22 protein-coding genes and 1 pseudogene are annotated in these 22,817 nt (G+C 61.7%); 6 read left to right on the top strand and 17 right to left on the bottom strand.

The annotated features are described in order from the left end of the window. Nucleotides 1-1,056 carry an AraC family transcriptional regulator gene (locus tag FJV77_RS09290; RefSeq protein WP_142866499.1) on the top strand — a complete coding sequence of 352 codons (1,056 nt, stop codon included), beginning with the start codon at nt 1-3 and terminating at the stop codon, nt 1,054-1,056. A gap of 151 nt (nt 1,057-1,207) precedes the next feature. On the opposite strand, the gene FJV77_RS09295 is transcribed toward FJV77_RS09290, so the two are convergent. The 5 genes from FJV77_RS09295 to FJV77_RS09315 all read right to left on the bottom strand — a co-directional run bounded on the left by FJV77_RS09295 (nt 1,208) and on the right by FJV77_RS09315 (nt 5,925). Next, nucleotides 1,208-2,068, bottom strand: coding sequence for a 5'-methylthioadenosine phosphorylase (locus FJV77_RS09295; protein ID WP_246691204.1), 861 nt, complete (start codon nt 2,066-2,068; stop codon nt 1,208-1,210). Nucleotides 2,069-2,142: 74 nt separating this feature from the next. Continuing rightward, entirely contained in the window at nt 2,143-2,934 is a 792-nt protein-coding gene (locus FJV77_RS09300; RefSeq protein WP_142866500.1) for an ABC transporter permease, read from the bottom strand. Beyond that, complete coding sequence (locus FJV77_RS09305; RefSeq protein ID WP_142866501.1) at nt 2,927-3,814, bottom strand: ABC transporter permease; 888 nt, start codon at nt 3,812-3,814, stop codon at nt 2,927-2,929. Before FJV77_RS09305 ends, FJV77_RS09300 begins: the two co-directional genes overlap by 8 nt. Then, nucleotides 3,811-4,848, bottom strand: coding sequence for an ABC transporter ATP-binding protein (locus tag FJV77_RS09310; RefSeq protein WP_142866578.1), 1,038 nt, complete (start codon nt 4,846-4,848; stop codon nt 3,811-3,813). Before FJV77_RS09310 ends, FJV77_RS09305 begins: the two co-directional genes overlap by 4 nt. Nucleotides 4,849-4,884: 36 nt before the next feature. Beyond that, nucleotides 4,885-5,925, bottom strand: coding sequence for an ABC transporter substrate-binding protein (locus FJV77_RS09315; RefSeq protein ID WP_142866502.1), 1,041 nt, complete (start codon nt 5,923-5,925; stop codon nt 4,885-4,887). A gap of 196 nt (nt 5,926-6,121) precedes the next feature. Here FJV77_RS09315 and FJV77_RS09320 point away from each other — a divergent pair, with 196 nt between their 5' ends. Then, complete coding sequence (locus tag FJV77_RS09320; RefSeq protein ID WP_142866503.1) at nt 6,122-7,120, top strand: LacI family DNA-binding transcriptional regulator; 999 nt, start codon at nt 6,122-6,124, stop codon at nt 7,118-7,120. Between the two features lie 155 nt (nt 7,121-7,275). Beyond that, nucleotides 7,276-8,025 carry a PLP-dependent aminotransferase family protein gene (locus tag FJV77_RS09325; RefSeq protein WP_142866504.1) on the top strand — a complete coding sequence of 250 codons (750 nt, stop codon included), beginning with the start codon at nt 7,276-7,278 and terminating at the stop codon, nt 8,023-8,025. A 502-nt stretch (nt 8,026-8,527) separates the two neighbouring features. Here the strand turns inward: FJV77_RS09325 and FJV77_RS09330 are convergent. The 3 genes from FJV77_RS09330 to FJV77_RS09340 are packed head-to-tail and all read right to left on the bottom strand — an operon-like array spanning nt 8,528 to nt 10,614. Then, complete coding sequence (locus FJV77_RS09330) at nt 8,528-8,869, bottom strand: TadE/TadG family type IV pilus assembly protein (RefSeq protein WP_246691200.1); 342 nt, start codon at nt 8,867-8,869, stop codon at nt 8,528-8,530. Nucleotides 8,870-8,927: 58 nt separating this feature from the next. Then, nucleotides 8,928-9,368, bottom strand: a complete 441-nt coding sequence (locus FJV77_RS09335) for a TadE/TadG family type IV pilus assembly protein (RefSeq protein WP_142866506.1) — start codon at nt 9,366-9,368, stop codon at nt 8,928-8,930. Between the two features lie 4 nt (nt 9,369-9,372). Further along, nucleotides 9,373-10,614, bottom strand: coding sequence for a pilus assembly protein TadG-related protein (locus FJV77_RS09340; RefSeq protein WP_142866507.1), 1,242 nt, complete (start codon nt 10,612-10,614; stop codon nt 9,373-9,375). Between the two features lie 254 nt (nt 10,615-10,868). On the opposite strand from FJV77_RS09340, the gene FJV77_RS09345 reads away from it, so the two are divergent. Next, entirely contained in the window at nt 10,869-11,600 is a 732-nt protein-coding gene (locus tag FJV77_RS09345; RefSeq protein ID WP_142866508.1) for a class I SAM-dependent methyltransferase, read from the top strand. Nucleotides 11,601-11,663: 63 nt separating this feature from the next. Here FJV77_RS09345 and FJV77_RS09350 read toward each other — a convergent pair whose 3' ends face one another. The 7 genes from FJV77_RS09350 to FJV77_RS09380 form a co-directional block, all read right to left on the bottom strand. Beyond that, nucleotides 11,664-12,650: a methyltransferase gene (locus FJV77_RS09350; RefSeq protein ID WP_142866509.1), complete on the bottom strand. Its 987-nt coding sequence runs from the start codon at nt 12,648-12,650 to the stop codon at nt 11,664-11,666. Between the two features lie 115 nt (nt 12,651-12,765). Then, a complete protein-coding gene (gene chrA, locus FJV77_RS09355) occupies nt 12,766-14,157 on the bottom strand; it encodes a chromate efflux transporter (RefSeq protein ID WP_142866510.1) in 1,392 nt (463 codons plus the stop codon). Further along, complete coding sequence (locus tag FJV77_RS09360) at nt 14,154-14,969, bottom strand: chromate resistance protein ChrB domain-containing protein (protein WP_142866511.1); 816 nt, start codon at nt 14,967-14,969, stop codon at nt 14,154-14,156. Before FJV77_RS09360 ends, chrA begins: the two co-directional genes overlap by 4 nt. Before the next feature lie 143 nt (nt 14,970-15,112). Then, nucleotides 15,113-15,826, bottom strand: coding sequence for an ABC transporter permease (locus FJV77_RS09365; RefSeq protein ID WP_142866512.1), 714 nt, complete (start codon nt 15,824-15,826; stop codon nt 15,113-15,115). Nucleotides 15,827-15,865: 39 nt separating this feature from the next. Then, a complete protein-coding gene (locus FJV77_RS09370) occupies nt 15,866-16,906 on the bottom strand; it encodes a cation diffusion facilitator family transporter (protein ID WP_142866513.1) in 1,041 nt (346 codons plus the stop codon). Then, the gene (locus tag FJV77_RS09375; protein WP_142866514.1) at nt 16,903-17,169 is read right to left on the bottom strand and encodes a metal-sensing transcriptional repressor; all 267 of its coding nucleotides are present in this window, start codon (nt 17,167-17,169) and stop codon (nt 16,903-16,905) included. Before FJV77_RS09375 ends, FJV77_RS09370 begins: the two co-directional genes overlap by 4 nt. Nucleotides 17,170-17,243: 74 nt before the next feature. Beyond that, nucleotides 17,244-18,032, bottom strand: coding sequence for a 3-hydroxybutyrate dehydrogenase (locus FJV77_RS09380; protein ID WP_142866515.1), 789 nt, complete (start codon nt 18,030-18,032; stop codon nt 17,244-17,246). Between the two features lie 224 nt (nt 18,033-18,256). Here FJV77_RS09380 and FJV77_RS09385 point away from each other — a divergent pair. Beyond that, nucleotides 18,257-19,041: pseudogene (locus FJV77_RS09385) on the top strand (acetoacetate decarboxylase). Continuing rightward, the gene (locus FJV77_RS09390) at nt 19,034-20,194 is read left to right on the top strand and encodes a patatin-like phospholipase family protein (protein WP_142866516.1); all 1,161 of its coding nucleotides are present in this window, start codon (nt 19,034-19,036) and stop codon (nt 20,192-20,194) included. The pseudogene FJV77_RS09385 and the gene FJV77_RS09390 overlap by 8 nt, the downstream one beginning before the upstream one ends. A 311-nt stretch (nt 20,195-20,505) precedes the next feature. On the opposite strand, the gene FJV77_RS09400 is transcribed toward FJV77_RS09390, so the two are convergent. Next, the gene (locus tag FJV77_RS09400; RefSeq protein WP_142866517.1) at nt 20,506-22,107 is read right to left on the bottom strand and encodes an inorganic phosphate transporter; all 1,602 of its coding nucleotides are present in this window, start codon (nt 22,105-22,107) and stop codon (nt 20,506-20,508) included. A gap of 150 nt (nt 22,108-22,257) precedes the next feature. Then, a complete protein-coding gene (locus FJV77_RS09405; protein ID WP_142866518.1) occupies nt 22,258-22,794 on the bottom strand; it encodes a TetR family transcriptional regulator in 537 nt (178 codons plus the stop codon). Nucleotides 22,795-22,817: the final 23 nt, after the last annotated feature.

The following is a 22,817-nucleotide window of genomic DNA, read 5'->3' on the forward strand; positions in this document are numbered from 1 at the left end:
ATGACGAAACTGGATTTACCTGCCGCCGGCCGATCGCTTTCGACCTTGGACTATGCGGTCTGGCCGGGCTGGCGATTGCTTATGCAGGATGCGGGTTTGGGTGCGCCTCCCATCCTGCGCCGTGCCGACCTGCCAGGTGACTTGTTTGCACGTGACCAGGTACGCCTGACGTCCACGGCGTTCTTCGACCTCTGGACGGCGATCGAGGATGAGGCGCGATTTTTGGACCCCTCGTTACCGGCGCCTTTGCGGATTGCTCAGGTAATGACCAGCGACTGGTTTGACCCGGAGCTGTTTGCCGCCCTGTGCAGCGCTAACCTGGGCTGTGCACTTGAGCGTATCGCCAAGTATGTACGTCTAATCGCCCCGATGACGATTAAGGTCGAGCGAACATCTGCGGAGGCAACTGTCACCATTGATTTCCTGGACCAGACGAAGCCGCCGCCTGGGGTCTTCCTGGCCTTCAAGCTCGTTTTCTTTGTCCAACTCGCACGCCTTGCCACGCGCACCCACGTCAAGCCGCAGAAAATTGCCTGGCCGTCTGCCCCCGATGCGGCCGATAACGATGCTGCTTTATATAAGGATTTCTTTGGCATCCCCCTTGAGGAGGCGCCCTTGGCGACACTCATCTTTGGCGCCGATGACTTTGATCGTCCGTTCCTGACCCAGAACCACAAGATCTGGATGTTTTTCGAGCCATCTTTGCGCCAAAGGTTGGCGGATCTCGATCGGACCGCCAGCATGGTCGAACGCGTGAGGAGCGCTTTGCTTGAAGCGCTACCGGCTGGCGACGTATCCATGCGGTCGGTGGGTAAACGGTTAGGAGTCGGGACGCGCACGCTTCAGCGTAGGCTTCAGGAGGAGGGGACGTCATTCCAGCTTACCCTCGATGCTGTACGCTCGTCGCTTGCTGAGCATTATTTGGGCAAAACAATGATGTCGAGCGCTGAGATTGCTTTATTGCTTGGATTCGAGGACGCGAATTCGTTTATTCGGGCGTTCCGTGGGTGGACAGGAACAACACCGCTGGCTGTTCGACGCAGCGCATCGCAATAGGGCCGGCCATGATCGATATCAGATTTTGATCACGCTATGTCGTATTGGAAGTAGAGGGCAGATCCGTCTGCGACTTGCCCTGATGAAAGGCCTTTCCCGCAAAAACATCCCGATGAACACCCAAGATCTTCCTCTCGGAGGAAACGCTACCTTAGAATCGGCCAGCGCGTTCTTCTGGTTGAGGCGACTTCAAACCGTGGCAGGAGCATTCCGGATTGACCGGAAGACGTGCCGCGGTCTCCAGCGCGACCCGCGAGGCTGTCATGGAGAGGCTCGGCAACACGTCCTCCTGCAGCAATGCCTGGCGATTGCGGTCCATATAGTCGTTGAAGCCGGCCGTGACGAACGCAAGAGGCACGAAACACGCGCCGATCTCGCGCGACAAGGTTGCCTCAGGCGCGATCGAGTGGTTGAGCACATCCGCCCCCATACTGCGAAACGCCAGCGCTTCGGCCGGGGTCGTCAGCCGCGGCCCGTAACAATGGGCTGCGACCAGCTGCTGTTCGATACCATGAACGCGACATTCGGCTGGCCAATGACGGCGGGCCGTTTCGACCAGAACCGCCGCACATCTTGGACATACGATCTGCTTGCCCGAGCAGTCGAAGCTCTGCCGGCCGGGAAGCAGCGAAAACGGGGTCTGCGTCAGTTCGATGATATCGGCGTTCACCACCATGTCGCCGGGCTTGATCGCCTTGTTGACGGCGCCAATGGTCGAACAGGACAGGACTTGCCTTACACCCGCGCTCATCAACACCCAGAACGCGCGGCGATGGCAGGCATGGTCGATGTGGTCGCGGGGATTGCCGTGCGAATACATACACAAGGCACGTTTCGGTTTGCCTTCGACGGTGATCGACGCATCGAACTCGAGCAGCTTCCAGTTGTCGGAACGACCGAAAGGCGTTTCAAAACTCATGTCGCGCCGCAAGGTGCGCACACCCTCGAATTCAACATCTTCCGGGAAGGCAAGCCCCCAGTTTGCCGAGCCGGTGATGATGGCCAACCCCACCTGAGGGATTTCCGTTGATTGATCCGCGGCAGCACCGGCTGCTTGACGATCTGTAGGCATGTTTCCAGTCTCTGTCAGGATTTTTGGCGAAAGCTCACGATCAGGACGGCGACCAGGACGATGACGGTCCACAAGGTCGAGATCGCCGCAATGGTCGGATCGATTTGGTCGCGCAGCGACAGGAACATGAGCTTCGGCAGCGTGCTGTTTTGACCGCTGGCGACGAAGATCGAAATGACGGACTCGTCGAGTGACGTCAGGAAGGCCATCAACGTTGCCGACAACAGACTGATCTGAAGTTGCGGGACGATTATCCCGCCAATAGCTCTCGCCCAGTTTGCGCCGAGGCTGCGCGCCGCCTGAACCTGGTTCCAGTCAAAGCGGGCCAGAGCGGGCAACAACACAATGCAGGCGACTGGAATGGCCAGCACCACATGCCCGACCAGCACGCCGAACAGCGTTCCGACCAAACGTTGCGCCGCCAGCACAAAGAAGAGACCGATCGCAAGCAGGATGCCCGGCACGATGGACGGGGTGAGCAGAGCGCCCTGAATGGCCAAGGCGGTCCTTCCTCCGAGCCGGTTGATCGAGATGCAGGCCAGCAGCGCCAGGGGCACTGCGAGCGTCGCCGTCAATGTCCCAAGGATCAGGCTCGTCCTGAGCCCGGCCATCCATGTCGCCGAACCGAAGAAATTCTCGTACCAGCGCAACGAGTATGCGCGCGGCGGAAACTCGAGAAGATCGGACGCTGAAAAGGAGAGCGGCACGACCACCAGCGTCGGCAGCATCAGGAACGCCAATACGAGCGCGCAAAAGCTCCACAGGAGGACGCGGGCCAGCCTGTTGTCGGGATAGGCTTCAAGCATGGGCCGTACCGAATTTGTTGCGCGCCATCAGTCGGCGCGCCGCCAGGAACATCACGCCGATCAGCGCCATGAGAACGAGGAGCAGAATGCCCAGGACGCTCGCCGACCCCCAGTCCTGAAAGGTCGACAGCGTGCGCTCGATGCGGATGGAGAGAGGATTTACCTTGCCGCCGCCCAGCACCGCCGGCGTGATGAAGAAGCCTATGGTGTAGATGAAGACGATCAATGAGCCCGAGAAGATGCCGCCGGTCGAAAGCGGTAGGATGACGGTGCGGATCGTTTGCCCAAGTGTGGCTCCCATGCTCGCCGAGGCGCGAACAAGGTTGGCGTCGATATCGCGCATCGCCGCATAAACGGGCAGCAGAAAGAGCGGCAGCATATAGTGAACCATGCCGATGAGCGTTCCGGTGAAATTGTAGACCAGCGGCAATGGCTCCGCTGTCAGGCCCGAACCTGTCAAAGCCGCGTTGATCAGGCCTTCGCGCCGCAAGAGCACGAGCCAGCCATAAGTGCGGACCAGAATGGAGGTCCACAACGGCAGCATGACGAAGGCCATCAGCAAATTGGCGACCCTTGGTCTGGCGCTGGCCAGAGCGAGCGCCAGGGGGGTGCCGAGAAGAATGCAGAACGCCAGCGTTCCAAAGGACAGCTCAACGGTTGTCACGAGTGCCGACCAGGTCAGTCCGCTCGAAAGCACCTTCTCGTAATTGCCGACGGTGTATTCGCCCCCTGTGGTCAGGAAGGATTGCCGGATGATCCATAGGATAGGCAGGATCGCCGCCAGTCCGACGATGAAAAGCGCAGGCAGTGAAAGCGAGAGGAAGAACCGCCGCTCGCGTCGAGCGTCTGCCGCCAGCGCAGGATCGGCAAGGACGGTCACGCTACCGCTCCCGGTATCGCGTGAACTTTCGCTGCTGGCGCATAGGCGGTCACCCGCTGACCGGTGGCGAGTTCGGCGCAGCCGCTGGCCAGAGCTGCCGGAATGCAGACAAGAATCTCTTGCCCGGCGTCAAGCGCCAGCGTCAAAAGCCAGTTCTCGCCGCGAAACGCCTTGGCGCGCAGCGTTCCCTCAAGCGCCACCCCGTCTCGTCCGACGATTTTCGCATCAAGATGGAAGCTTTCCGCGCGGATCATCAGGGTCTCGCGTGACGCATCGGCGCCGTCGATTCTGCGTGCTGCTCCTGGGGCCACAATGTTGGCCTCGCCCATGAACTCCGCGACGAAGCGGGTCGATGGACGATCATAAATCTGCTGTGGCGTATCGATCTGCTGAATGCGGCCGGAGTTCATCACCGCAACCCGGTCTGACATGATCAGTGCTTCGCGCTGATCATGCGTCACATAAATGGTGGTAATCCCGAGATCATCGTGCAGACGCCTGATTTCGTACTGCATGGTTTCGCGCAGATTCTTGTCGAGCGCCGACAGCGGCTCGTCCATCAGCATCACGCGTGGCTCAAAGACGATCGCCCGCGCCAACGCTACCCGCTGGCGCTGTCCGCCGGACAATGCGGCAATGTCGCGCTCCGCCAGACCGTCCAGCTTCACGCGGGCCAAGGCGTCAAGCGCCCGCCGACGCGCCTCCGCTTTCGGTGTCTTGCGCAGTGCCAACGGATACTCGACGTTCGCCAGGACGTTCATGTGTGGAAACAGGGCATAGTTCTGAAAGACTATGCCGATGTCCCGCTTGTTGGGGGCCAGGCGAGTGATGTCGCGATCCCCCAACAAGAGTTTACCGCGATCGGGTCGGACAAAGCCGGCCAAAGCCATGAGCAGCGTGGTCTTGCCCGACCCGGATGGCCCCAGCAATGTGAGGAATTCGCCAGCCTGAATGTCGAGTGAGACATCATCCAGCGCGACGTAAGACCCATAGGCCTTGCGCACGCTGTCGATGGTGATCGGGAGCGACTTCATCATGTGCTGCAACCCTGGAGTTGACGAATTCGAGGCTCAGCGGTTCATCATTTCATCGAAGGCTTTTTGGGCGGCCTCGCCGTTCTTGACCCACCAATCCGCGTTCGAGAACACCGAAGTGCCGGCATTTTCAGGCGCGGTCGCCAGGGTCTTCAGACGGTCTTCGGGGATAAGGCCACCCTCATAGCCGGCAGGATTGACCGGGCCATAGGCGATGAAGTCGGTCAGCTTCGCCACGCGCGCGGGCTGTGTCATCGCCGCGATGAGCTTCATGGCCGCTTCCTTGTTCGGCGCTCCCTTCGGTACCGCCAGGCAGTCCGTGCCGATGACGGAACCCTTGAACGTATAGTCGACCGTGCCGCCATCGGCTTTCACGGTCTGCGCCCGACCATTCCAGGTAACGACCAGATCCGCCTCGCCGTCCTTCAGCAATTGCGCTGACTGGGCTCCTGAAGTCCACCACACCGAGACATTCGGTTTGATCGCCTCAAGCCGCTTGATGGCGCGCGTCAGGCCCTCTGGCGTGCTTAGCGTGGGATAGACGTCCGCCGGCGCCACGCCATCGGAGAGCAGTGCGATTTCGATCAAATCCTGAGCATTGGCACGCAGGGCTCGACGGCCCGGGAATTTGGCAACGTCCCAGAACTCAGCCCAGGTCTTCGGTGGATTCTGGCCGTAGGTCTTGGTGCTCCACGACATGACGGTGCCATAGGAGTCGAACGGATAGCAGTAGTCGGACTTCGCGCCGGCCGGCACGGAGTTGGGATCGATGATCTTGTAATCAAGCGGCTCCAGCAGCGACTGCGCGGCCGCCTGCGCGCCTTCCGGCGAGCCGAGGTGGATGATGTCGGTGGTGACAGCGCCGGCGGTGACCTGCATCTTCAGGGCAGCCAGGCCGTCGCTCTGCGTCTCCTCGCGGACGTCATAGCCAAGCTCTTTTGCAGCGGGGCCCCACATGGCCTCCTTTATGGCGTTGCCATAATCGCCGCCCGCGGTCGTGATGGTGACTGTTTGGGCATGGACGGGCAAGGCAGCCGAAATTGCGAATGCCGTTAAGGAAATGCGTAGCCAGGACATAGGTTCTCCTCCCTAGGATTTGTCAAAATGCCGCTCAAAAGAGCCATTTCTTTGCAATCGTAACGTTACGATTGCAAAGAAATGCACGAGAGTCAAGCTGCTTTAGCGAGAGCTTGGATTGACCGTGAGGTGGAATCCGGTAACGTAATGAGGGTCAGCAAATCAGCCGGCGCTTTCGCAAATGAGGTCGGGCGACATGGCCAACCTAAAACAGATCGCGGCGGAACTTTCCCTTTCGGTAACCACGGTATCCCGCGCACTGAAGGATGGGCCGGAAGTGCTGCCCTCGACCATTGCCAGGGTCAAGGAGGCGGCGAAGCGGCTCGGCTATGTCCCAAATCATTATGGTCGCGCGCTGAAAACCGGACGAACCCTGACGCTGACGGCAGTGCTGCCGATGGAGACACGCGACTACCTTTCCGATCTGTTGAAGCTTCCCTTGATCGAAGGCATGACGCTGGCAGCGCGGCAGGCGGGTTATAGTCTGTCCATCTATTCCACCACGCCCGACGACGATCCCGTCGAGAGTGTGCAGCGGCAGCTTCAGGCGCGCAGCACAGACGGACTGATCATCACCCGCATGGTGTCGCGTGATCCGCGCGTCAAGCTGTTGCTGGATGAACGCATGCCGTTCGTCGCGTTTGGAAGAACCGACCTGGATACCGCGTACCCTTATGTCGATGTCGACAATGAACAGATTGCCTACGAGGCGACCCGACGGCTCATGGACAAGGGCTCTCGACGCATTGCGCTGCAACTTCTCGTTCCGGAGGATCAGGCGAGCGCCATGCGTCTTGCAGGCTATGGAAGGGCAATGGCGGAGGCCGGACTTCCGATCGACCAATCGCTGATCGGTCATGGCATGTTCACCATGGAATCGAGCGCGGCCTGGTTCGATCGCCTGCTGGCATCGTTGGATCCGCCGACGGGCCTGGCATGCGCCAACGAACTGGGGCTTCTGGGAGCGTTACACGCTCTCGGCAAGCGGGGTCTTGAGCCTGGCCGTGACGTCCACATCGTCACTCGTGACAGCACGCGGCTTGCACACTTCCTGCCGGCGAAGATTGGAGTTCATTTCGTGGACATGGCGGCGGTTGGGCGCAAACTTATCGAAGTCCTGGAGGGACAAATAGTCAATCCAGCGACAGCCGTTGAGACGGTCCTGTTGCAAGGTGAATTCGACCCTGGCGAATAACCCGATTGCGTAGAGGCTGGCGGTCGTAAAACGGTGGCTGCAAACCAATCGCGAGAGCGACTTGACGACCGGGGCGGGTGCCGAAGTGGTTCTTGCCGACCCTCCGAGCGAAGCCGTAGCAGCTGCGCCACCCCGACTTTGTGCCCTGACGTGACATGGCCGCTCAGCTCGGCGTCTCGCGCGGCACCGTACGCGTCGCGTACCAGCGCCTTATCGATGAGCAGTTCGCGGTCGGCGCCGGCGCTGCGGGCACCCGCGTCGCCAAGTGCCCATCGCCTTCGTCGTCGCCCTTGTGGTCGCCAGACGTGCCGCCTCTGCCGGAGCTGTTCCATACCTATGGAACGCCGCCTCTGCCGTTCCAGATGGGCGTGCCGTCGCAAGACGCCTTTCCGTTCAAGCTGTGGTCGCGCGTCGTCGCGCGAGCGGCGCGGCGGGCAGCGGCTGCGCCGGTCGGCTATCCCGATCCCCGTGGTGATCCGCAGTTGCGAAAGGAGATCGCGGCCTATGTCGGGATCGCACGGGGTCTTCGGTGCAGTCCCGCCCAGGTGTTCGTCGCCGCAGGCTATTCCGGGGCGCTTGGTCTGGCGGTGCGCGCTCTGCAGGTCGTGGGATCGCGAGCCTTGATCGAGGATCCGAGCTTCCCGATCACACGCAAAGCGCTCGACCTGTCCGGCATCACCGTGACGGCCGTTCCGGTCGACGCCGAAGGTCTGGATGTCGCTTCCGGCGTCCAAAGCGCCCGGGGCGCAGCGCTGGCGATCGTCACGCCAGGGCAACATGCGCCGCTCGGGATGACGATGTCGCTGACCCGCAGACTTGCGTTGCTCGCTTGGGCTCGGCGGAGCGACGCCTGGATCATCGAAGACGATTATCTGAGCGAGCTGCAACTGACCGGCCGGGCCTAGGCACGTCAGCCATTGCTCAACCAAGACTGAGGTCCCCGGTCTTCCGTGGGTTCTGTCCCTGCAGGCTCGCCGGGAACACCTCACCCCGAATTCTCAGCGAGCCAGCCATCCCGGCATGAGGCTACAACGGAGCGACCTCCAACCTGTAGGGTTCGACGTGCGGAAGTTGCGAAGCATCTCCCAGAGACTTCGGGCCACTTGACCTAAGACTGGGTAGCATCATCCAGACCAACGAAAACGTATGAGGATTCACTAAAAAGTTCGGAACATCAAATGGACAGGAACAGAACCAAAGCGGTTACATCAGACCTTCGAAAGCAAGTCGCAAGACTTTAGTCCGATAGCAAAAGCCAACCACTGAGGTCCCAGCGGCGGGCTTTCAACGGCTACATCCACAAGGGGAATCGACCGCCTCGCAAGTGCAACTGGGATAGGGAGGCTATGGTTCCCGGGGATCCGTTGCGGTCTGACTTGGGCCAACTCAACGAAAGCCGGTCGTAACCTAGCTGGCAACCAGCGGAACGGTGACGGTCGTAGCGTAATTTATCGGATACTGGTCGAAATACGGGAAGGCGATGACGAAGGCATAGCTGGCGGTCAGATGCGCCATCTTGAAGCCGCCGCTGGCAGGGTCGATCGAGATCGTCACAACGACGTTCTGCAGACCCAGGTTCGCCAATTTCTCCGTAGCGATGGCCTGGATGTCGCTCTGGGAAAGCGTGTTGTTCAGTTGCAGCGCCCGAGAAGAGGTCTCCAGCGTATAGCGGACGGTCGACACGGCGTTCATGGCCCAGCCGAACGCGAAGATTCCGAACAAAAGCATCACCAGGACGGGCGCGATCAAGGCGAATTCCAGCCCTGTTCCGCCGGAGCAGTCACGGCGCCATCTGGACCCGATCCTTTCAGCGGACACGGATCACCTGCTGATGACTGATCGCGCGCGGGTCCGGGAAGACACCGAAATTGAACGGGGGCACCCAGGTGCCCGTCGCCGTTATCTGGACGAAGACGGTCGGCAGCTTCGTTCCGCCGCAGATGGTGGTCGCATCCACGACCGTGGTGCCGCACAAATAGGAGCGAACCAGCACGACCGCGGCATCATCGGGCTTGTCGTTCCAGCTCGAAAGCGCGACCGCCTGCGTTCCCGTGTCATTGGACGCGCCGGCCATCACGAGATTGGCCGCGGTTTTGACGCCGGCGCGCATTTGCAGGTAACTCGTCACGTAGGACCAGCCGTCGGCGATGCCGAAGCAGACGAGGCACAGGATGGGCAGCAACATGGCAAATTCTACGGCAGCTATCCCGGATTTGTCCCGGACAATGTGCAAGGTCCGCCCACCCATCCCGCTACTCGACAAGTTGAACGGACTGCGTCGCCGGAATGTCCTTCATCCCGAGACTGGTGCAGTCCTGCTTGATGGTCGTGCTGCCGGACCACTGGATGGTGTCGGCGACGACCTGAGTGCAGCCGCCGTTCCCCGAGAAGTTGCCAAGGTAGTTGACCTGCTGCCTGGGGAAATAGATGGCGCCGGTCAAAAGCGAGTCCGCGGTGCCATTGAAAGTGCTCTGCGCCGCAGTCCCGGTCCTGTCGCCGTAGAACAGCACGCCGGAATAGGTTCCGGATGTCGGCGCGCTCAGCGTCACCTTGGCGTTGCCGTTCATGCTGACGGTGTTGCTGCCTGCCATGAAGATGGTTACCCCGCTGCCCGCGACGACCGCGTTGGCGTTGACCTTCATGCTGCCCTGCACGACATAGACGCCGGGCTGCAGGGTGACGTTGCCGCTAAGGCTCATGCCGCTGCAGTAGGTGCCAGGCTGGAGTGTTTGCGCCGTCTTGTTGCCGTTGACATTCTTGCACGGGTTGCTGGCTGTCGGGGTCGCCAGGCTGGAGAAAGGATCGGACGCCGGCAAGGCCTGGGTGATGTTTGACTTGCAGTCCGTGGTTGGTGGAACGTTCAGCACCATGCCGCCGACCGTGATCAGACAGTCGGCCTTTATCGTCGCCGAGCCCTGCGTCTTTATGGCGTCCGCGGCAATCGAGTCCGACATGACCGAGCAGCCGGTGAGATTGACGGCGGTGTTGCCGGAAAAGAGCGCAGCCTGGGCGGCCGACGGGCTGAGCGCCAGCACGCAGGCTTTCGAGGCGTCGGTGATGAGCGCCACGGCCCTCGCCTGTTCCGGAACCGGCGTGCTGTTGAAGATCGCCGTGAAGTAGCGATCGAGGTTCTGCTTGACGATGACCTCCACCGCCTTCTTCGCGGTGTTCGGGCCGGACAACGGCGGCGTGTTGACCTGGATCGTGCCCGGCGTGGCAAAATTGTTCGAGGTCGCCGACTGCGTGGCGGCGGCGATGATGGTCGGGTTGTCGGAACCCGCGACTTTCTCGAGCGCACCGGCATAGGCCGCGGCATCGGCGACGGCCTGTAGCTTAAGGCTGCTGTAGTACCAGAAGGACGTCTCCACACCGAGGCCGGCGCCGCCGACCACGATCGGCAAGGTGAAGGCAAAGGTGACGGCAACGTTACCGTTCGCGGCGCGTCTTAGGCGGCCGAAAACAAACCACATCCAGGTGAACGCATTGAATGCCATATGTTATTAGAAACCACGAATAGATAAACGAATGTCTAAAAACTCCATTCCGATTCGACGTAGTCCGACGGGCCAGGCGCAATTGTTGCGATCGCGCCTCGTGCCGCCGCTTGACTGTCGGAGGTATCGCCCCAGAAACGATGAATGCGAAAGATCGTTTTCATGGAGAGGTCACATGCCGCTATCGCGAACTTTGTTGCCGACCAAAATGACATTTTACCCGTCTGAGACGAAGCTATCGAGAAGACAGGGGGATGGTTTCAAGGCGCAAAATTGTTCAAATGTGCGGCGGGGCCGGAACGACAATCACGGGTACACTGAAGGAGCGCCTGTCAGGAATGGATTTTGATTGGCAGAGCATCAACGGCTCAGCTTCGTTTGCCGAGCGCGACTACGTGACGAACAAGCTGTCGACGTGGATGCCCATTCTTGAACCGCTGCGGGATACGCCGCTTTCGATTCTGGAAATCGGCTCCATGGAGGGCCGCTCCGCCCTCTTCTTTGCCAGCTATTTGCGAAAGGCTGTCATCACCTGCGTCGATCCCTTCCACAAACGGGGGAAACGCTTCGACAGGAATTTGAAGCGTTACGCCGATCGGGTGACGAAGATTCGCGACTTCTCACTGCCGGCGCTGATCAGACTACGCCAGGCAGGGGCGGAATTTGACCTGGTTTATATCGATGGTTGTCATGAGCGCGAAAGCGTCATGATGGATAGCGTCCTGGCATGGGGGATGCTCAAGCTTGGCGGCATGCTCATTTGGGACGACTACACCGACTATAAGGACGACAAGGCAAATTGGGAGCGTCCCACGTCCGCCGTCGATGGCTTCCTGGTCGCCTACGCGCAAGAGTTTCAAGAGATCTCGCGCACCAAACAGCTCATCGTAAAGAAGACTGCCGATACCCCGCGCTGCCCGGTGAGGGGAAAGATCGGTTCACGCCGCCTCAGGACCTTTGTGCAATCCATTCAGGGCTGGCTCTGAGAGCCACGGCGACGGGGGCGCCTCAGACAGACTTTCCGTCCGAAACCAGCCATTCCGTCACGATCAGCCCGCGAGGCGCGCACGAAATAACGTGCAGCCGTCCGGGAGGCGCGACCTGGAGATACTTCTGAATCCAGCCTCGGTCATCCACGCGCGATACTGACCTTCCGTGTAGGATTCGCCTGCGCGATAGAGATTCAGGAAGGTGAGATTGAGAAAGACACCCTCGGGCGGGCCGAGGCGATCGTCATCGACGACACCCCACCCCGCAATGGCGATCTCGCCTCCTTGCGTGAGGCAACGCGCGGCGTTCAGGATCGAACTGCGCGCCTGGTTTGGCGGAAGGATCTGGACGACGGCCTTCAGGATCGCCAGATCGTGCCGGCCGATCGATGGCGCAACAGTTATGTCGCCTTCTTCGACAACCACGTCGTCGGCACCGTATTCTGACAGGATGGCTGGCGCGACCGCTGCGACTGTTGGGAGTTCCATCAGCGTCGCCGCAATGTGCGGCCACCGCTCGCGAAGTCCGACGAGAATGGTCCCGGCGCCGCCGCCAATGTCGATCACCGAACCGATCGCCGAGAGGTCCAACTCACGGGCCAGATTTCGGCCGAAAATCACCCCGCCAGGGGCAAGGATGCGGCTGAAGGCCGCCGCGGACTCAGGCCCCGCTTCGGAAAAGTCGTGCAGCGCAGCCGGCCGGTTCTGCCGCAGCGATTCTGCGGTCAAAAGGTCGGCTCCCCAGAGCTCGCGCAGGAGCGCGTGGTCGCCACCGCGATAGGTCGGCTTGGACGCGTCTAGGAACTCCGACGCTTCGGCTCCGTTGCGGAATTGACCATCATCGACGTCGAGGAGAGCGATGCTGGCGAGCGCGTAGAGGAGCCGCGACAGACGATCGGGCTCGACCTTGAGCGCGATCCCAAGGCTGTCGGCAGTCATCGCGTTGCCGCCGAGCCGGGTGAAGATGCCAAGATCCAGCCCGGCGCGAAGCGCCAAGGCCGGGGGCACCCCTGCGATCAGCTTGTCGATCCGATCAGAATCCACCATGTCACATCCCGTTGCGCGATCCGGGACCGACTTTGAAACAGCTCGGCCGACCTCGTCAAATCAGCTTGACCGTGGTCGCGCATCATTGCTGGTTGAGCTTTGCTTGCGTCGAGCGCTACGCAGGCAGAGCCAGCAGGACCATCCCCGCCAGCGCCGAACCGGCTAATGTCGGCAGCATGCCGACCTTCAGTTTCAGCATGGCGACCATCGCGGCTGCCGCCAGCAGTGCGGCGCGCCAGTCCAGCGACGACAGCACCGGCACCTCCATCCCGAGGCCGACATGGTGCACCGCGCCGAAAACGACGTGCAGCGCAAACCACAGAGCAAGGTTCATCACCACGCCGACGACAGCCGCCGTGATCGCGGTCAGGGCTGCCGACAGCGCCTTGTTGCCGCGCAGCGCCTCGATATACGGGGCGCCGAGAAAAATCCAGAAGAAGCAGGGCACGAACGTCACCCAGAGCGTCAGCAATGCGCCGAGCGATCCGGCGACGAGCGGGCTCAGCGCACCAGCATGCCGTGAGGCGGCGACGAAGCCGACGAACTGGAGCACCAGGATCAGAGGGCCCGGCGTGGTCTCGGCAAGGCCAAGACCGTCGACCATTTCACCGGGGGCGAGCCAGCCGAATGACGTCACGGCCGCCTGTGCGACATAGGAGAGCGCGGCATAGGCGCCGCCGAAGGTGACCACCGCCATCAGGCTGAAGAAGCCGCCGAGCTGTGTCCACACACTGGCTGGGCCGGTCAGCGCCAGGATCAGCACGACCGGTCCGAGCCAGACCGGTAGCCAGATCGCGGCGGTGCGCGGCGCATGCCATTTCGTCGGCCTGGTATGGGCGAGTTCGCCGCGCTCGAACATCAGGTCGACCGCGCCTCTGACATCGGGCAAATTATCCTTGCCATGTGCGGTTCCGGAAAACCGCGCCGGCGCCAGGCGATTGCCGATCCAGCCGGCCAGCCCGGCAAACAGGATGATCAGCGGAAACGGCAGCCTGACGACATAGATGGCAAGGAAGGCTACCACCGCGATCGCCACCATCACCCGGTTCTTGAGCGCCCGTTTGCCGATGCGGATAACCGCCTCGACGACGACGGCCAGCACCGCTGCCTTGATGCCGAAGAACAGCGCCTCGATGACAGGCGCATCATTGTAGAGCACGTAGAAGATGCTGAGACCCAGCATGACCAGGGCGCCGGGCAGCACGAACAGGATGCCGGCAACGAGGCCGCCGGCGGTCCGGTGCAGCAGCCAGCCGATATAGATCGCCAGCTGCTGCGCCTCGGGTCCGGGCAACAGCATGCAATAATTGAGCGCATGCAAAAACCGCTGCTCGCCGATCCAGCGCCGCTCCTCGACCAGTTCCTTGTGCATCAGCGCGATCTGTCCGGCCGGCCCGCCGAAGGAAAGCAAACCGATCTTCGCCCACAGTTTTGTGGCCTGCCCGAAGGTCGGTGCTGAGGGCGCCTCGACACCATGAGCCTTTTCGCCAGCGGCAACGGCGCTCATGTTTTGACCCCGCTCGGCCAGTTGTGGGTTTCGTCGGTGGCGTCGCGGCACCACCTGAAAAACGCGTCATAGAGCAGCATGCCGGCCTCGAGCTGCTCGAGATCGTCGCGGAACATCCGCGAGAGGCCGAGCGATGCCGCGAGGAACCCTGCCGCCTGCGGTATGAGATCAAGGCGCGCCGTGTCGGCCGCGCGCACGATCAAAGCAAGACGGTCGAGCGCTTCGGAGCGCAGCCCGAATTCCTCGATCATGGTGTCGAAGGTACAGCGCTCGCCGCGATGGCTCCAGAACACATCGTCGATGTCGAAGGGAATCGCCGCGAAACGGTCGGCGGCAGCCAGCACTTCGGCCGGTTCGACGAACAGGAACACTGCAGAGGGATCGACGAAGCGGCGGATCAGCCATGGGCAAGCAATGCGGTCGACCTTGGGGCGGGCGCGCGTCACCCAGACCGTGCGGCCCCTGTCGTCGCGGCGCGGTATCTTGTCGGTCTTGATCACAAGACCCTTGGCCGCCAACCAGGCCTCGAAGCCGCCTTCCAGGGATTCAGCAGTGATGCCCTCATGGCGCAGCCAGGCAGCGACGCCTTGCGAGAGTTTTTGCCCACTTTGACAGATGACGACGACGTGGCGTCCGGCGAACTCGGCCGCCCAGGTGGAAACGGTCTTGAAGTCGCGCCGGGATGAAGCCGGAAGCAAGCGCGGATCGGCGTCATAGTCCTCGTCGATGCGGACATCGACAAGAACAGGCGCGTCCGGCAGGCCGATGAGACGAGAGAGCTGCGCTACGGTGATTGCGGTTGTTGACGGCATGGCGTCCACCTCCAGAGTAAGAGTTTGGACGCGATCGTTGGGCTGACGCCTCACGGGGTCGTCGCGAAGGAACCCCTTGTCACTATGCTGGAATGATCCTTCGTGCTTGTCAATCCATAACCCGGCTGTTCGTTTCAACGTCTTCAGCGCGAAGAAATTTGCCAAACCGCCACGCCAGCAAGAACGAGGCCGGCGAAACCTTCGATGCTTCTGGATACTATGTCGAACAAGCGTGGCCGGCTGTCGAAAAAATGCACCAGCCGTTCCCGAAACAGGATCGACAACACCGCCACGCAGGACAGGGTCAGCGCCACGCCGGCCATCATGGTGACCGCAAACAGAATACCGGCAAGCGGAACGCCTCTGGATATCGCGAAGGTCATCACGAACAGGGTCAGCGGGCATGGAATCAGGCCGGCCATGACCCCAACGGCTTCGCCCTCATGCTTGTGATGGTGGCCGTGGCTCAATGCGCGCCACAACATCCAGACGCCGATCAGGCCAAGCAACCCACGGCTGACGTCTTCCAGCAGCGGCGCTCGGCCAACGCTTCCCAAGGCAATCGATACCAGCGGTAACGAGAATGCCGCGATTAGCACCGCGATCGTCACATGCGTGAAGGAGAGCGTCAGTGACACCAGAAGGCCGCGTGAAACCTTCGCGTCCGAACCGGCCAGATACGTGGCCAGGACGGCCTTGCTATGTCCTGGCGTCAGGGCATGCGCCGCACCAAAAAGCACGCCCATCGGCAGAAAAGCAAGGAACGCAAGCCAGCCACCGCCAGCCGAGAGCAGCTTTATCTGATCGGCGAGCGCCAGGTAGATCGTGCGCTGGAATTCGACAAGCGTCTGGAGCATCAGCTTGGACCGGCAGAAGCGGGTGGTTTTCTGCGCACGTCAGTGTTGGTGGTCGCTGTGTTCGCCATGATTGTGGTCGTGAGGATGTGGATGCTCGTGCGCGCCATGTTCGCTCGAAAACCGGATGTTGGCAGTCGCGAGTGCAGGCATGTGTTCGAACAGTTCATTCTCCAGCGCTGTCGTGATCTTGTTTGCTTCCGCGAGCGGCAACGTTTCGTCCGCAGCGATGGCGATGTCGGCGTGCAGCTTGTGGCCAATCCAGCGGGCCTTGGCATCGACGATGTAAGCACCTGGCACATGCTCGCCAGCATGATGAATTTCGGCCATCACACCTGGCTCGACGCCGTCGAGCATACGGGTGAGCACCGAACGCGCCGATTGCCAGACGATACCGAAAATGGCGACCGTGATGAGGAGCCCGATAATCGGGTCGGCCAGCGGAAATCCGAGCCAGACGCCGATAGCGCCAATGACCACCGCAAGGCTGGTGAGCCCGTCGGTGCGGGCATGGTAGCCGTCAGCGACGAGCGCCGCACTGTTGATTTCCCTGCCGATGCGGATGCGAAACACCGCGACGGCCTCATTGCCGAGGAAGCCGACGATACCCGCCGCCGTCAGCCAGCCAAGATGCGTCACTGCCTGCGGATGGATCAAACGCTCGATAGCCTGGTACCCGGCGACGATGGCGCTGAACAGAATAACCAGCACGATGACGATACCGGCGAGGTCTTCGACCCGACCCAGTCCATAGGTGAAGGTTGATGACGGCTTGCGCCTCGCCAGCATGAAGGCGACCCACAAGGGGATGGCAGTGGTTGCGTCACCAATATTGTGAATGGTGTCGGCAAGAAGCGCCACACTGCCCGAGACAACCACCACGGCCATCTGCATTGCTGCCGTGACCGCCAGGATGACAAAAGACCATTTTATGGCCCAGATGCCCCGAACGGTCGTCGCGATGGTTGCATCGATGACGCCGTGTGTATGACCATGCGGACCGTGGTGGTCGTGATCGTGGCCGGCATGACCGTGCGAACCGAAGCCTAACCAGTCGAGGGTGCGCCTGCCGATATCGCTCATAGATACTTGGCCAACTGCTTGAGCTCCGCCAGCGAGTCGTGCGCTCCGCCCGCGGCGGTGTCGGTCAGGCAATGTTCGATATGGTCGTGGATCAGTTCTCGCTTGGCGCTGCTTATGGCGCTTTCCACGGCATGGAGTTGCTGTGCGAGGTCAACACAGGAACGATGAGCTTCGAACATGGAGAGCACTGCCGCAAGGTGGCCTTGCGCGCGCTTTAGACGCTTCACGATAGCGGGATGCGACTGGTGGGTATTGTCTGCCATGCCAGTCGACTATCCTCCCCGGGAGGATGAGTCAATCTGCAGTCTGTGATGGCGAGTTGATCTCGGGGACAGCCCTATTGCGCCGTCCAGCCGCCATCCATCGGCAAGGTCGTGCCGGTGATCTGCCTGGCCGCGTCAGAGCACAGGAAAAGCGTCAGCGCGGCAAGCTCCTCGACGGTAACGAATTCCTTGGTCGGCTGCGCCGCCAACAGCACGTCGTGCTTGACCTGCTCCTCGGTCATGCCGCGCGCCTTCATCGTGTCGGGGATCTGCTTTTCGACCAGCGGTGTCCAGACATAGCCAGGCGCGATGGCGTTGACGGTGATGCCGTCCTGCGCGACTTCGAGCGCCACAGTCTTGGTCAGGCCGGCAATGCCGTGTTTGGCCGAGACATAAGCCGACTTGAACGGCGAGGCGACCAGCGCATGCGCCGACGCGGTGTTGATGATGCGCCCCCATTTGCGCGCCTTCATGCCCGGCACCACAGCCTTGATCGCATAGAAGGCAGCGAGCAGATTGATGCGGATGATGGCCTCCCACTTGTCGTCGGGGAATTCCTCGATCGGCGCGACATGCTGTATCCCGGCATTGTTGACCAGAATGTCGAGGCTGCCGAATGCAGCTTCGGCCTCGTGCACCATGGCGGTCACCGCGGCGCCGTCCATCATGTTGGCGCCGGAATAGCGGCACTTGACGCCGAAATCCTTCTCGATGCCGGCGCGCTCCTGCTCGATCGCGGCGGCGTCGCCGAGCCCGTTGATGGTGACGTTGGCGCCTTCGGCGGCAAAGGCGCGGGCAATGGCCAGGCCGATGCCGCTGGTCGACCCGGTGACGAGCGCATTCTTCGAAGACAGGGAACCCATGGGAGATCTCGCGACTGGTGGGAGGGACTTATGAAAGGCACATAGTTTGTGCGCCGCAACATGACAATGCCAGAGCCATATGTCGGCGCTATTACAGCGCTGCGGGCGCGCTTTGCCGACCCGGCGGACACCGTCTTGAGGCTGACACGGCAGTGTCATGGTGCCGTGCAACATAATCGGTCGCGCATTCGCGCGGGGTTTTCTGATCCAAACGGGGCAACACCATGGAAATCGCCGACGTTGTGAAGCGCGCCTATGCCATGCCGCTGACCAACCCTTCCTTCCCGCCCGGCCCGTACCGTTTCTTCGATCGCGAATACGTCATCATCACCTACCGCACGACGCGCGAGGCGCTCGAAGCCGTGGTGCCGGCACCGCTGGAGATCGACGAGCCGCTGGTCAAATACGAATTCATCCGCATGCCTGACTCAACCGGCTTCGGCGACTACACCGAGACCGGCCCAGGTCATCCCCGTCCGCTACAAGGGCCAAGCATGGCGGCTACGTCCATTCCATGTATCTCGACGACGACGCGCCGATCGCCGGCGGCCGTGAACTCTGGGGGTTTCCGAAGAAGCTCGCCAACCCGAAGATTGTGCATGAGGGCGAAGTGGTGGTCGGCACGCTGCACTATGGCAGCGTTCTCTGCGCCACCGGCACGATGGGCTACAAGCACCGTGAGGCCGACCACGATCAGGTGCTGGCCTCGCTTGCCGCACCCAACTTCCTGATCAAGATCATCCCGCATGTCGACGGCACGCCCCGCATTTGCGAGCTGGTGCGCTACTACCTCACCGACATCACGCTGAAGGAAGCCTGGACGGCGCCGGCCGCGCTCGATCTTCGCCCGCACGTCATGGCCGACGTGGCGAAATTGCCGGTGCTCGACATCGTCTCGGCCGTTCACTTCAAAGCCGATCTGACGCTTGGCCTCGGCGAAGTCATGCATGATTACCTCGCCGACCAGTCTGCTGCCGGCACGACCAGACTGGAGAAAGTCAGTGCTTGAGCGTAACCGCAGCAAGGCAGCTGCCGCCACGATCGCGGAAATCACCGCGCAATACGATCGCATCGCCCTGGTGTTCCAGGGCGGCGGCGCGCTCGGCGCCTATCAGGCCGGCGTCTATCAGGCGCTGGCCGACGCCGGCTGCGAGCCGACCTGGCTGTCCGGCGTCTCGATCGGCGCCATCAATGCCGCCATCATTGCCGGCAACGAGCCGAGCCGCCGGTTGCAGCGGCTGGAACAGTTCTGGCAGACGGTCTCGGGCCGCAAGATCTGGCCCTACACGCCGGAAGGCGACATCTACCGCGACATCCGCAACCAGACCTCGTCATTCATGACGATGGCGATGGGCCAGCCCGGCTTCTTCAAGCCGCGCTCGCCCAATCCCTGGCTCCAGTTGTCGGGCGCCGAAGGCGCTACCTCCTTCTATGACACCGCCGAGCTCAAGGACACGCTGGAGAGCCTGATCGACTTCGATGTGCTGAACGACGGCAAGAAGCGGCTGAGCGTCGGCGCGGTCAATGTCAGGACCGGCAATTTCGTCTATTTCGACACCGAGAAGGTGCGCATCGAGCCGGAGCACATCATGGCCAGCGGCGCGCTGCCGCCGGCCTTCCCGTCGATTCGCATCGAGGGCGAATATTACTGGGATGGCGGCATCGTCTCCAACACGCCGCTTCAATATCTGCTCGACCAGGAAGAGGACCGCTCCTCGCTGGTGTTCCAGGTCGACCTGTTCAGCGCCCGCGGCGTGCTGCCGCGCGGTATGGCTGACGTTCTGTCGCGCCACAAGGACATCATGTATTCCAGCCGCACACGCCAGAACACCGACAATTTCCAGCGCATCCATGCGCTGAAGATGAAGTTGCTCGATGCGCTGAAGCGCGTGCCGCCGGAGCAGCTTACGGACGGCGAGAAGGAATTGATCGCCGATTATTCGGATGCCGGCGTGGTCAACATCGTCCACCTGATCTATCAGCACAAAGGCTACGAGGGCCACGCCAAGGACTACGAATTCTCCGGTACGTCGATGCGCGAGCATTGGGAGATGGGCCTGGAGGATACGGAACGCACGCTGCGCCACAAGAAGTGGCTGATGCTGCCGACCAATGCCGACGGCGTCACCATCCACGATCTGCACCGCGAGGATCCCACGTAGGGTCTGGTGAGGTAAGATACGGCGATCGCTCCGGCACAGAGCAACTTACCGTCGAGTTCCGTCACTCCCCCCCTCTGTCCTGCCGGACATCTCCCTCGCGAGGAGGGAGATTGGACGTCACGCCGGCCTTCGCCAACTTTCAACGATGCAAGAACAGGCGGTGCACCAAGGCTGCTGATCTCCCCCCTTGCGGGGGAGATGGCCGGCAGGCCAGAGGGGGGTGCGGTCCCGCCAGCGCTTCGGAATAGCCCAAAGAAAAAAGCAGCGCAGGCGACCGGCGCTGCCTTTTGTTGAGAACCTTGCAGCCCCGCTCAGAACACCTGGCGGAAGATGATGAACAGCACGAAGGCGAGCGTGATCGAGCACGGCAGCGTCAGCACCCAGGCCAGCAAGAGATTGCGCACCGTCGACCATTGCAGGCCCGACCCGTTGGCTGCCATGGTGCCGGCAACGCCCGAGGACAGCACATGCGTGGTCGACACCGGCAGGCCGAAACGGTCGGCCATGCCGATGGTGATCATGGCAACGAGTTCGGCGGCGGCACCCTGGCCATAGGTCAGGTGGCTCTTGCCGATCTTCTCGCCGACCGTGACGACGATGCGTTTCCAGCCGACCATGGTGCCAAGACCGAGCGCCAGCGCGACCGCGATCTTGACCCATAGCGGGATGAACTTCGTCGCGTTGTCGACCGCCTTGTGATAGTCGGTGACCGCCTTCAGGTCGGCGGCTTCCATCGGCAGCAGCTTCTTCTTGTCGATCAGCTTCAGCGCCTCGCCGATCAGATAGATGTCGTTGCGCGCATTGCTGACGAGGTCAGTCGGCACATTGTCGACCGAAGCGTAAGGCTGCAACGAAGCCGTGGTGTCGTGGATGTAGGTCTGCAGCGCAAAGGTCGTCTGGTCGCTCCAGGTCCGGGTGCGTACGGCATCCTGGACGGCCGCCTTGGCGTCGGTGACGGTGACGCCCGGCTTGACATAGTTGCCGAGCGCCGTCTCGACGCCGACCGAGGCCGCCTTGTAGGCCTCGAGATAGTTGATGTCGGGCGTGCGGTTGAGCGCATAGGCCGTCGGCACGACGCCGATCAGGATCAGCATGATCAGGCCCATGCCTTTCTGGCCGTCATTGGAGCCGTGCGCGAAGCTGACGCCGGTGCAGGTGAAGATCAGCAGGCCGCGGATCCACCATGGCGGCGGCGTGTTGCCCTTCGGCGCCTCGTAGAGAGCCGGATTACGAACCAGCAGCTTCATCACATAGAGTAAGACAAAGGCGGCGAAGAAGCCGACGATCGGCGACACCAGAAGCGTGATGCCGACATTGGTCGCCTGGCCCCAGTCGACGCCGCTGGTGGCGCTGCCGGCCGGCGCCATGAACTGATTGGCGAGGCCGACGCCGATGATCGAACCAACCATCGTGTGCGAGCTGGAAGCCGGCAGGCCGAGGAACCAAGTGCCGAGGTTCCACAGGATCGCCGCGACGAGCAGCGCGAACACCATCGCGAAACCCGAGGAAGAACCGACCTGAAGGATGAGCTCGACCGGCAGCAGCGACAGGATGCCGAACGCAACCGCGCCGCTCGAGGTCAAAACGCCAAGGAAGTTGAAGACACCCGACCACATGACGGCAAATTCGGCTGGCATGGAGCGCGTGTAGATGACGGTTGCCACCGCATTGGCGGTGTCGTGGAAGCCATTGACGAACTCGAAGCCCAGCGCAATCAGCAAGGCAATGCCAAGCAGGATCCACGGCACGGTCTTGGCCACCGCCAGGTCCTGGCTGAGCGCGTAACCGACATAGATGACACCGACGAGCACCAGCACGCCAAAGGCCGGCAGGAACCACTTCGCACCGCCCGATTGATTGAGCGGATGGTCCGGTCTCGGAATCCCCGCTTCGCTAGAAACAACGTCCACCATCGTCCCACTCCGTTTGCACTGCAGCAAAGAACTGGGAATGACGCTATGGCTGGTCGATGAAGCTGGTGTGACGGCTATGGTCTTTTCGATCGCGCATGGAGCGCTGCAGCGCCGGAATTTGGCCCGCCCGCTTGCATCGCGCTGATGGAACTATCCCGCAATCTCAAGCAGCGCCGATACGAGCAAGCGGCGTTCGTCGGCGGAAAGCACGTCGGAATCGAACAGGTTCATGCTGCGCAACCCTTCGATGGCCAGAAAGCAGACCAGCAGCGCCTTGAGATCCGGCGTCTCGCTCTTCAGCCGCTGCAGCAACTGCGACTTGAAGGCTTTTATCGGCGTCAGGAAATCCGGATCCTCGGCGATTGCCGAGAAGATCCACGAGGCCGTCGGCTTCGGCTCCTCGCAATCAGCCGCCGAGAGCCGGATATAGGTGGCAAGCAGGTTCTCGCCGCTGGCGCCGGCGACGCGGCCCGATTCCAGCGCCAGCTCGAAAGCGCGCAGGTAATTCTCCACCAGGCCCTGCATCAATTTGGCCTTGGTCGGAAAGTTGTAGAGCAGGCCGCCTTTCGACACGCCGGCGCGGCTGGCGACGGCATCCAGCGACAGGCTGCCGGGGCCAGCCTCGCGTGCTACGTCAGCAGCTGCGGCGAGTATCTTGTCGCGTGAATTTGCCCTTCGGGTTTTCATCGATCCCTTCCCCGGCAAGAGCC

Source organism: Mesorhizobium sp. WSM4306, from assembly GCF_007003975.1.
Classification (GTDB): Bacteria; Pseudomonadota; Alphaproteobacteria; order Rhizobiales; family Rhizobiaceae; genus Mesorhizobium.

Excerpts from the sequence above, each read along its gene's own strand:
- FJV77_RS09370 (WP_142866513.1), bottom strand. The coding sequence starts at position 16,906 with ATGAGCGATATCGGCAGGCGCACCCTCGACTGGTTAGGCTTCGGTTCG.
- FJV77_RS09365 (WP_142866512.1), bottom strand. The coding sequence starts at position 15,826 with ATGCTCCAGACGCTTGTCGAATTCCAGCGCACGATCTACCTGGCGCTC.
- chrA (WP_142866510.1), bottom strand. The coding sequence starts at position 14,157 with ATGAGCGCCGTTGCCGCTGGCGAAAAGGCTCATGGTGTCGAGGCGCCC.
- FJV77_RS09325 (WP_142866504.1), top strand. The coding sequence starts at position 7,276 with ATGGCCGCTCAGCTCGGCGTCTCGCGCGGCACCGTACGCGTCGCGTAC.
- FJV77_RS09375 (WP_142866514.1), bottom strand. The coding sequence starts at position 17,169 with ATGGCAGACAATACCCACCAGTCGCATCCCGCTATCGTGAAGCGTCTA.
- FJV77_RS09335 (WP_142866506.1), bottom strand. The coding sequence starts at position 9,368 with ATGGGTGGGCGGACCTTGCACATTGTCCGGGACAAATCCGGGATAGCT.
- FJV77_RS09320 (WP_142866503.1), top strand. The coding sequence starts at position 6,122 with ATGGCCAACCTAAAACAGATCGCGGCGGAACTTTCCCTTTCGGTAACC.
- FJV77_RS09310 (WP_142866578.1), bottom strand. The coding sequence starts at position 4,848 with ATGAAGTCGCTCCCGATCACCATCGACAGCGTGCGCAAGGCCTATGGG.
- FJV77_RS09350 (WP_142866509.1), bottom strand. The coding sequence starts at position 12,650 with ATGGTGGATTCTGATCGGATCGACAAGCTGATCGCAGGGGTGCCCCCG.
- FJV77_RS09340 (WP_142866507.1), bottom strand. The coding sequence starts at position 10,614 with ATGGCATTCAATGCGTTCACCTGGATGTGGTTTGTTTTCGGCCGCCTA.
- FJV77_RS09360 (WP_142866511.1), bottom strand. The coding sequence starts at position 14,969 with ATGCCGTCAACAACCGCAATCACCGTAGCGCAGCTCTCTCGTCTCATC.
- FJV77_RS09380 (WP_142866515.1), bottom strand. The coding sequence starts at position 18,032 with ATGGGTTCCCTGTCTTCGAAGAATGCGCTCGTCACCGGGTCGACCAGC.
- FJV77_RS09290 (WP_142866499.1), top strand. The coding sequence starts at position 1 with ATGACGAAACTGGATTTACCTGCCGCCGGCCGATCGCTTTCGACCTTG.
- FJV77_RS09405 (WP_142866518.1), bottom strand. The coding sequence starts at position 22,794 with ATGAAAACCCGAAGGGCAAATTCACGCGACAAGATACTCGCCGCAGCT.
- FJV77_RS09300 (WP_142866500.1), bottom strand. The coding sequence starts at position 2,934 with ATGCTTGAAGCCTATCCCGACAACAGGCTGGCCCGCGTCCTCCTGTGG.
- FJV77_RS09315 (WP_142866502.1), bottom strand. The coding sequence starts at position 5,925 with ATGTCCTGGCTACGCATTTCCTTAACGGCATTCGCAATTTCGGCTGCC.
- FJV77_RS09345 (WP_142866508.1), top strand. The coding sequence starts at position 10,869 with ATGGTTTCAAGGCGCAAAATTGTTCAAATGTGCGGCGGGGCCGGAACG.
- FJV77_RS09400 (WP_142866517.1), bottom strand. The coding sequence starts at position 22,107 with ATGGTGGACGTTGTTTCTAGCGAAGCGGGGATTCCGAGACCGGACCAT.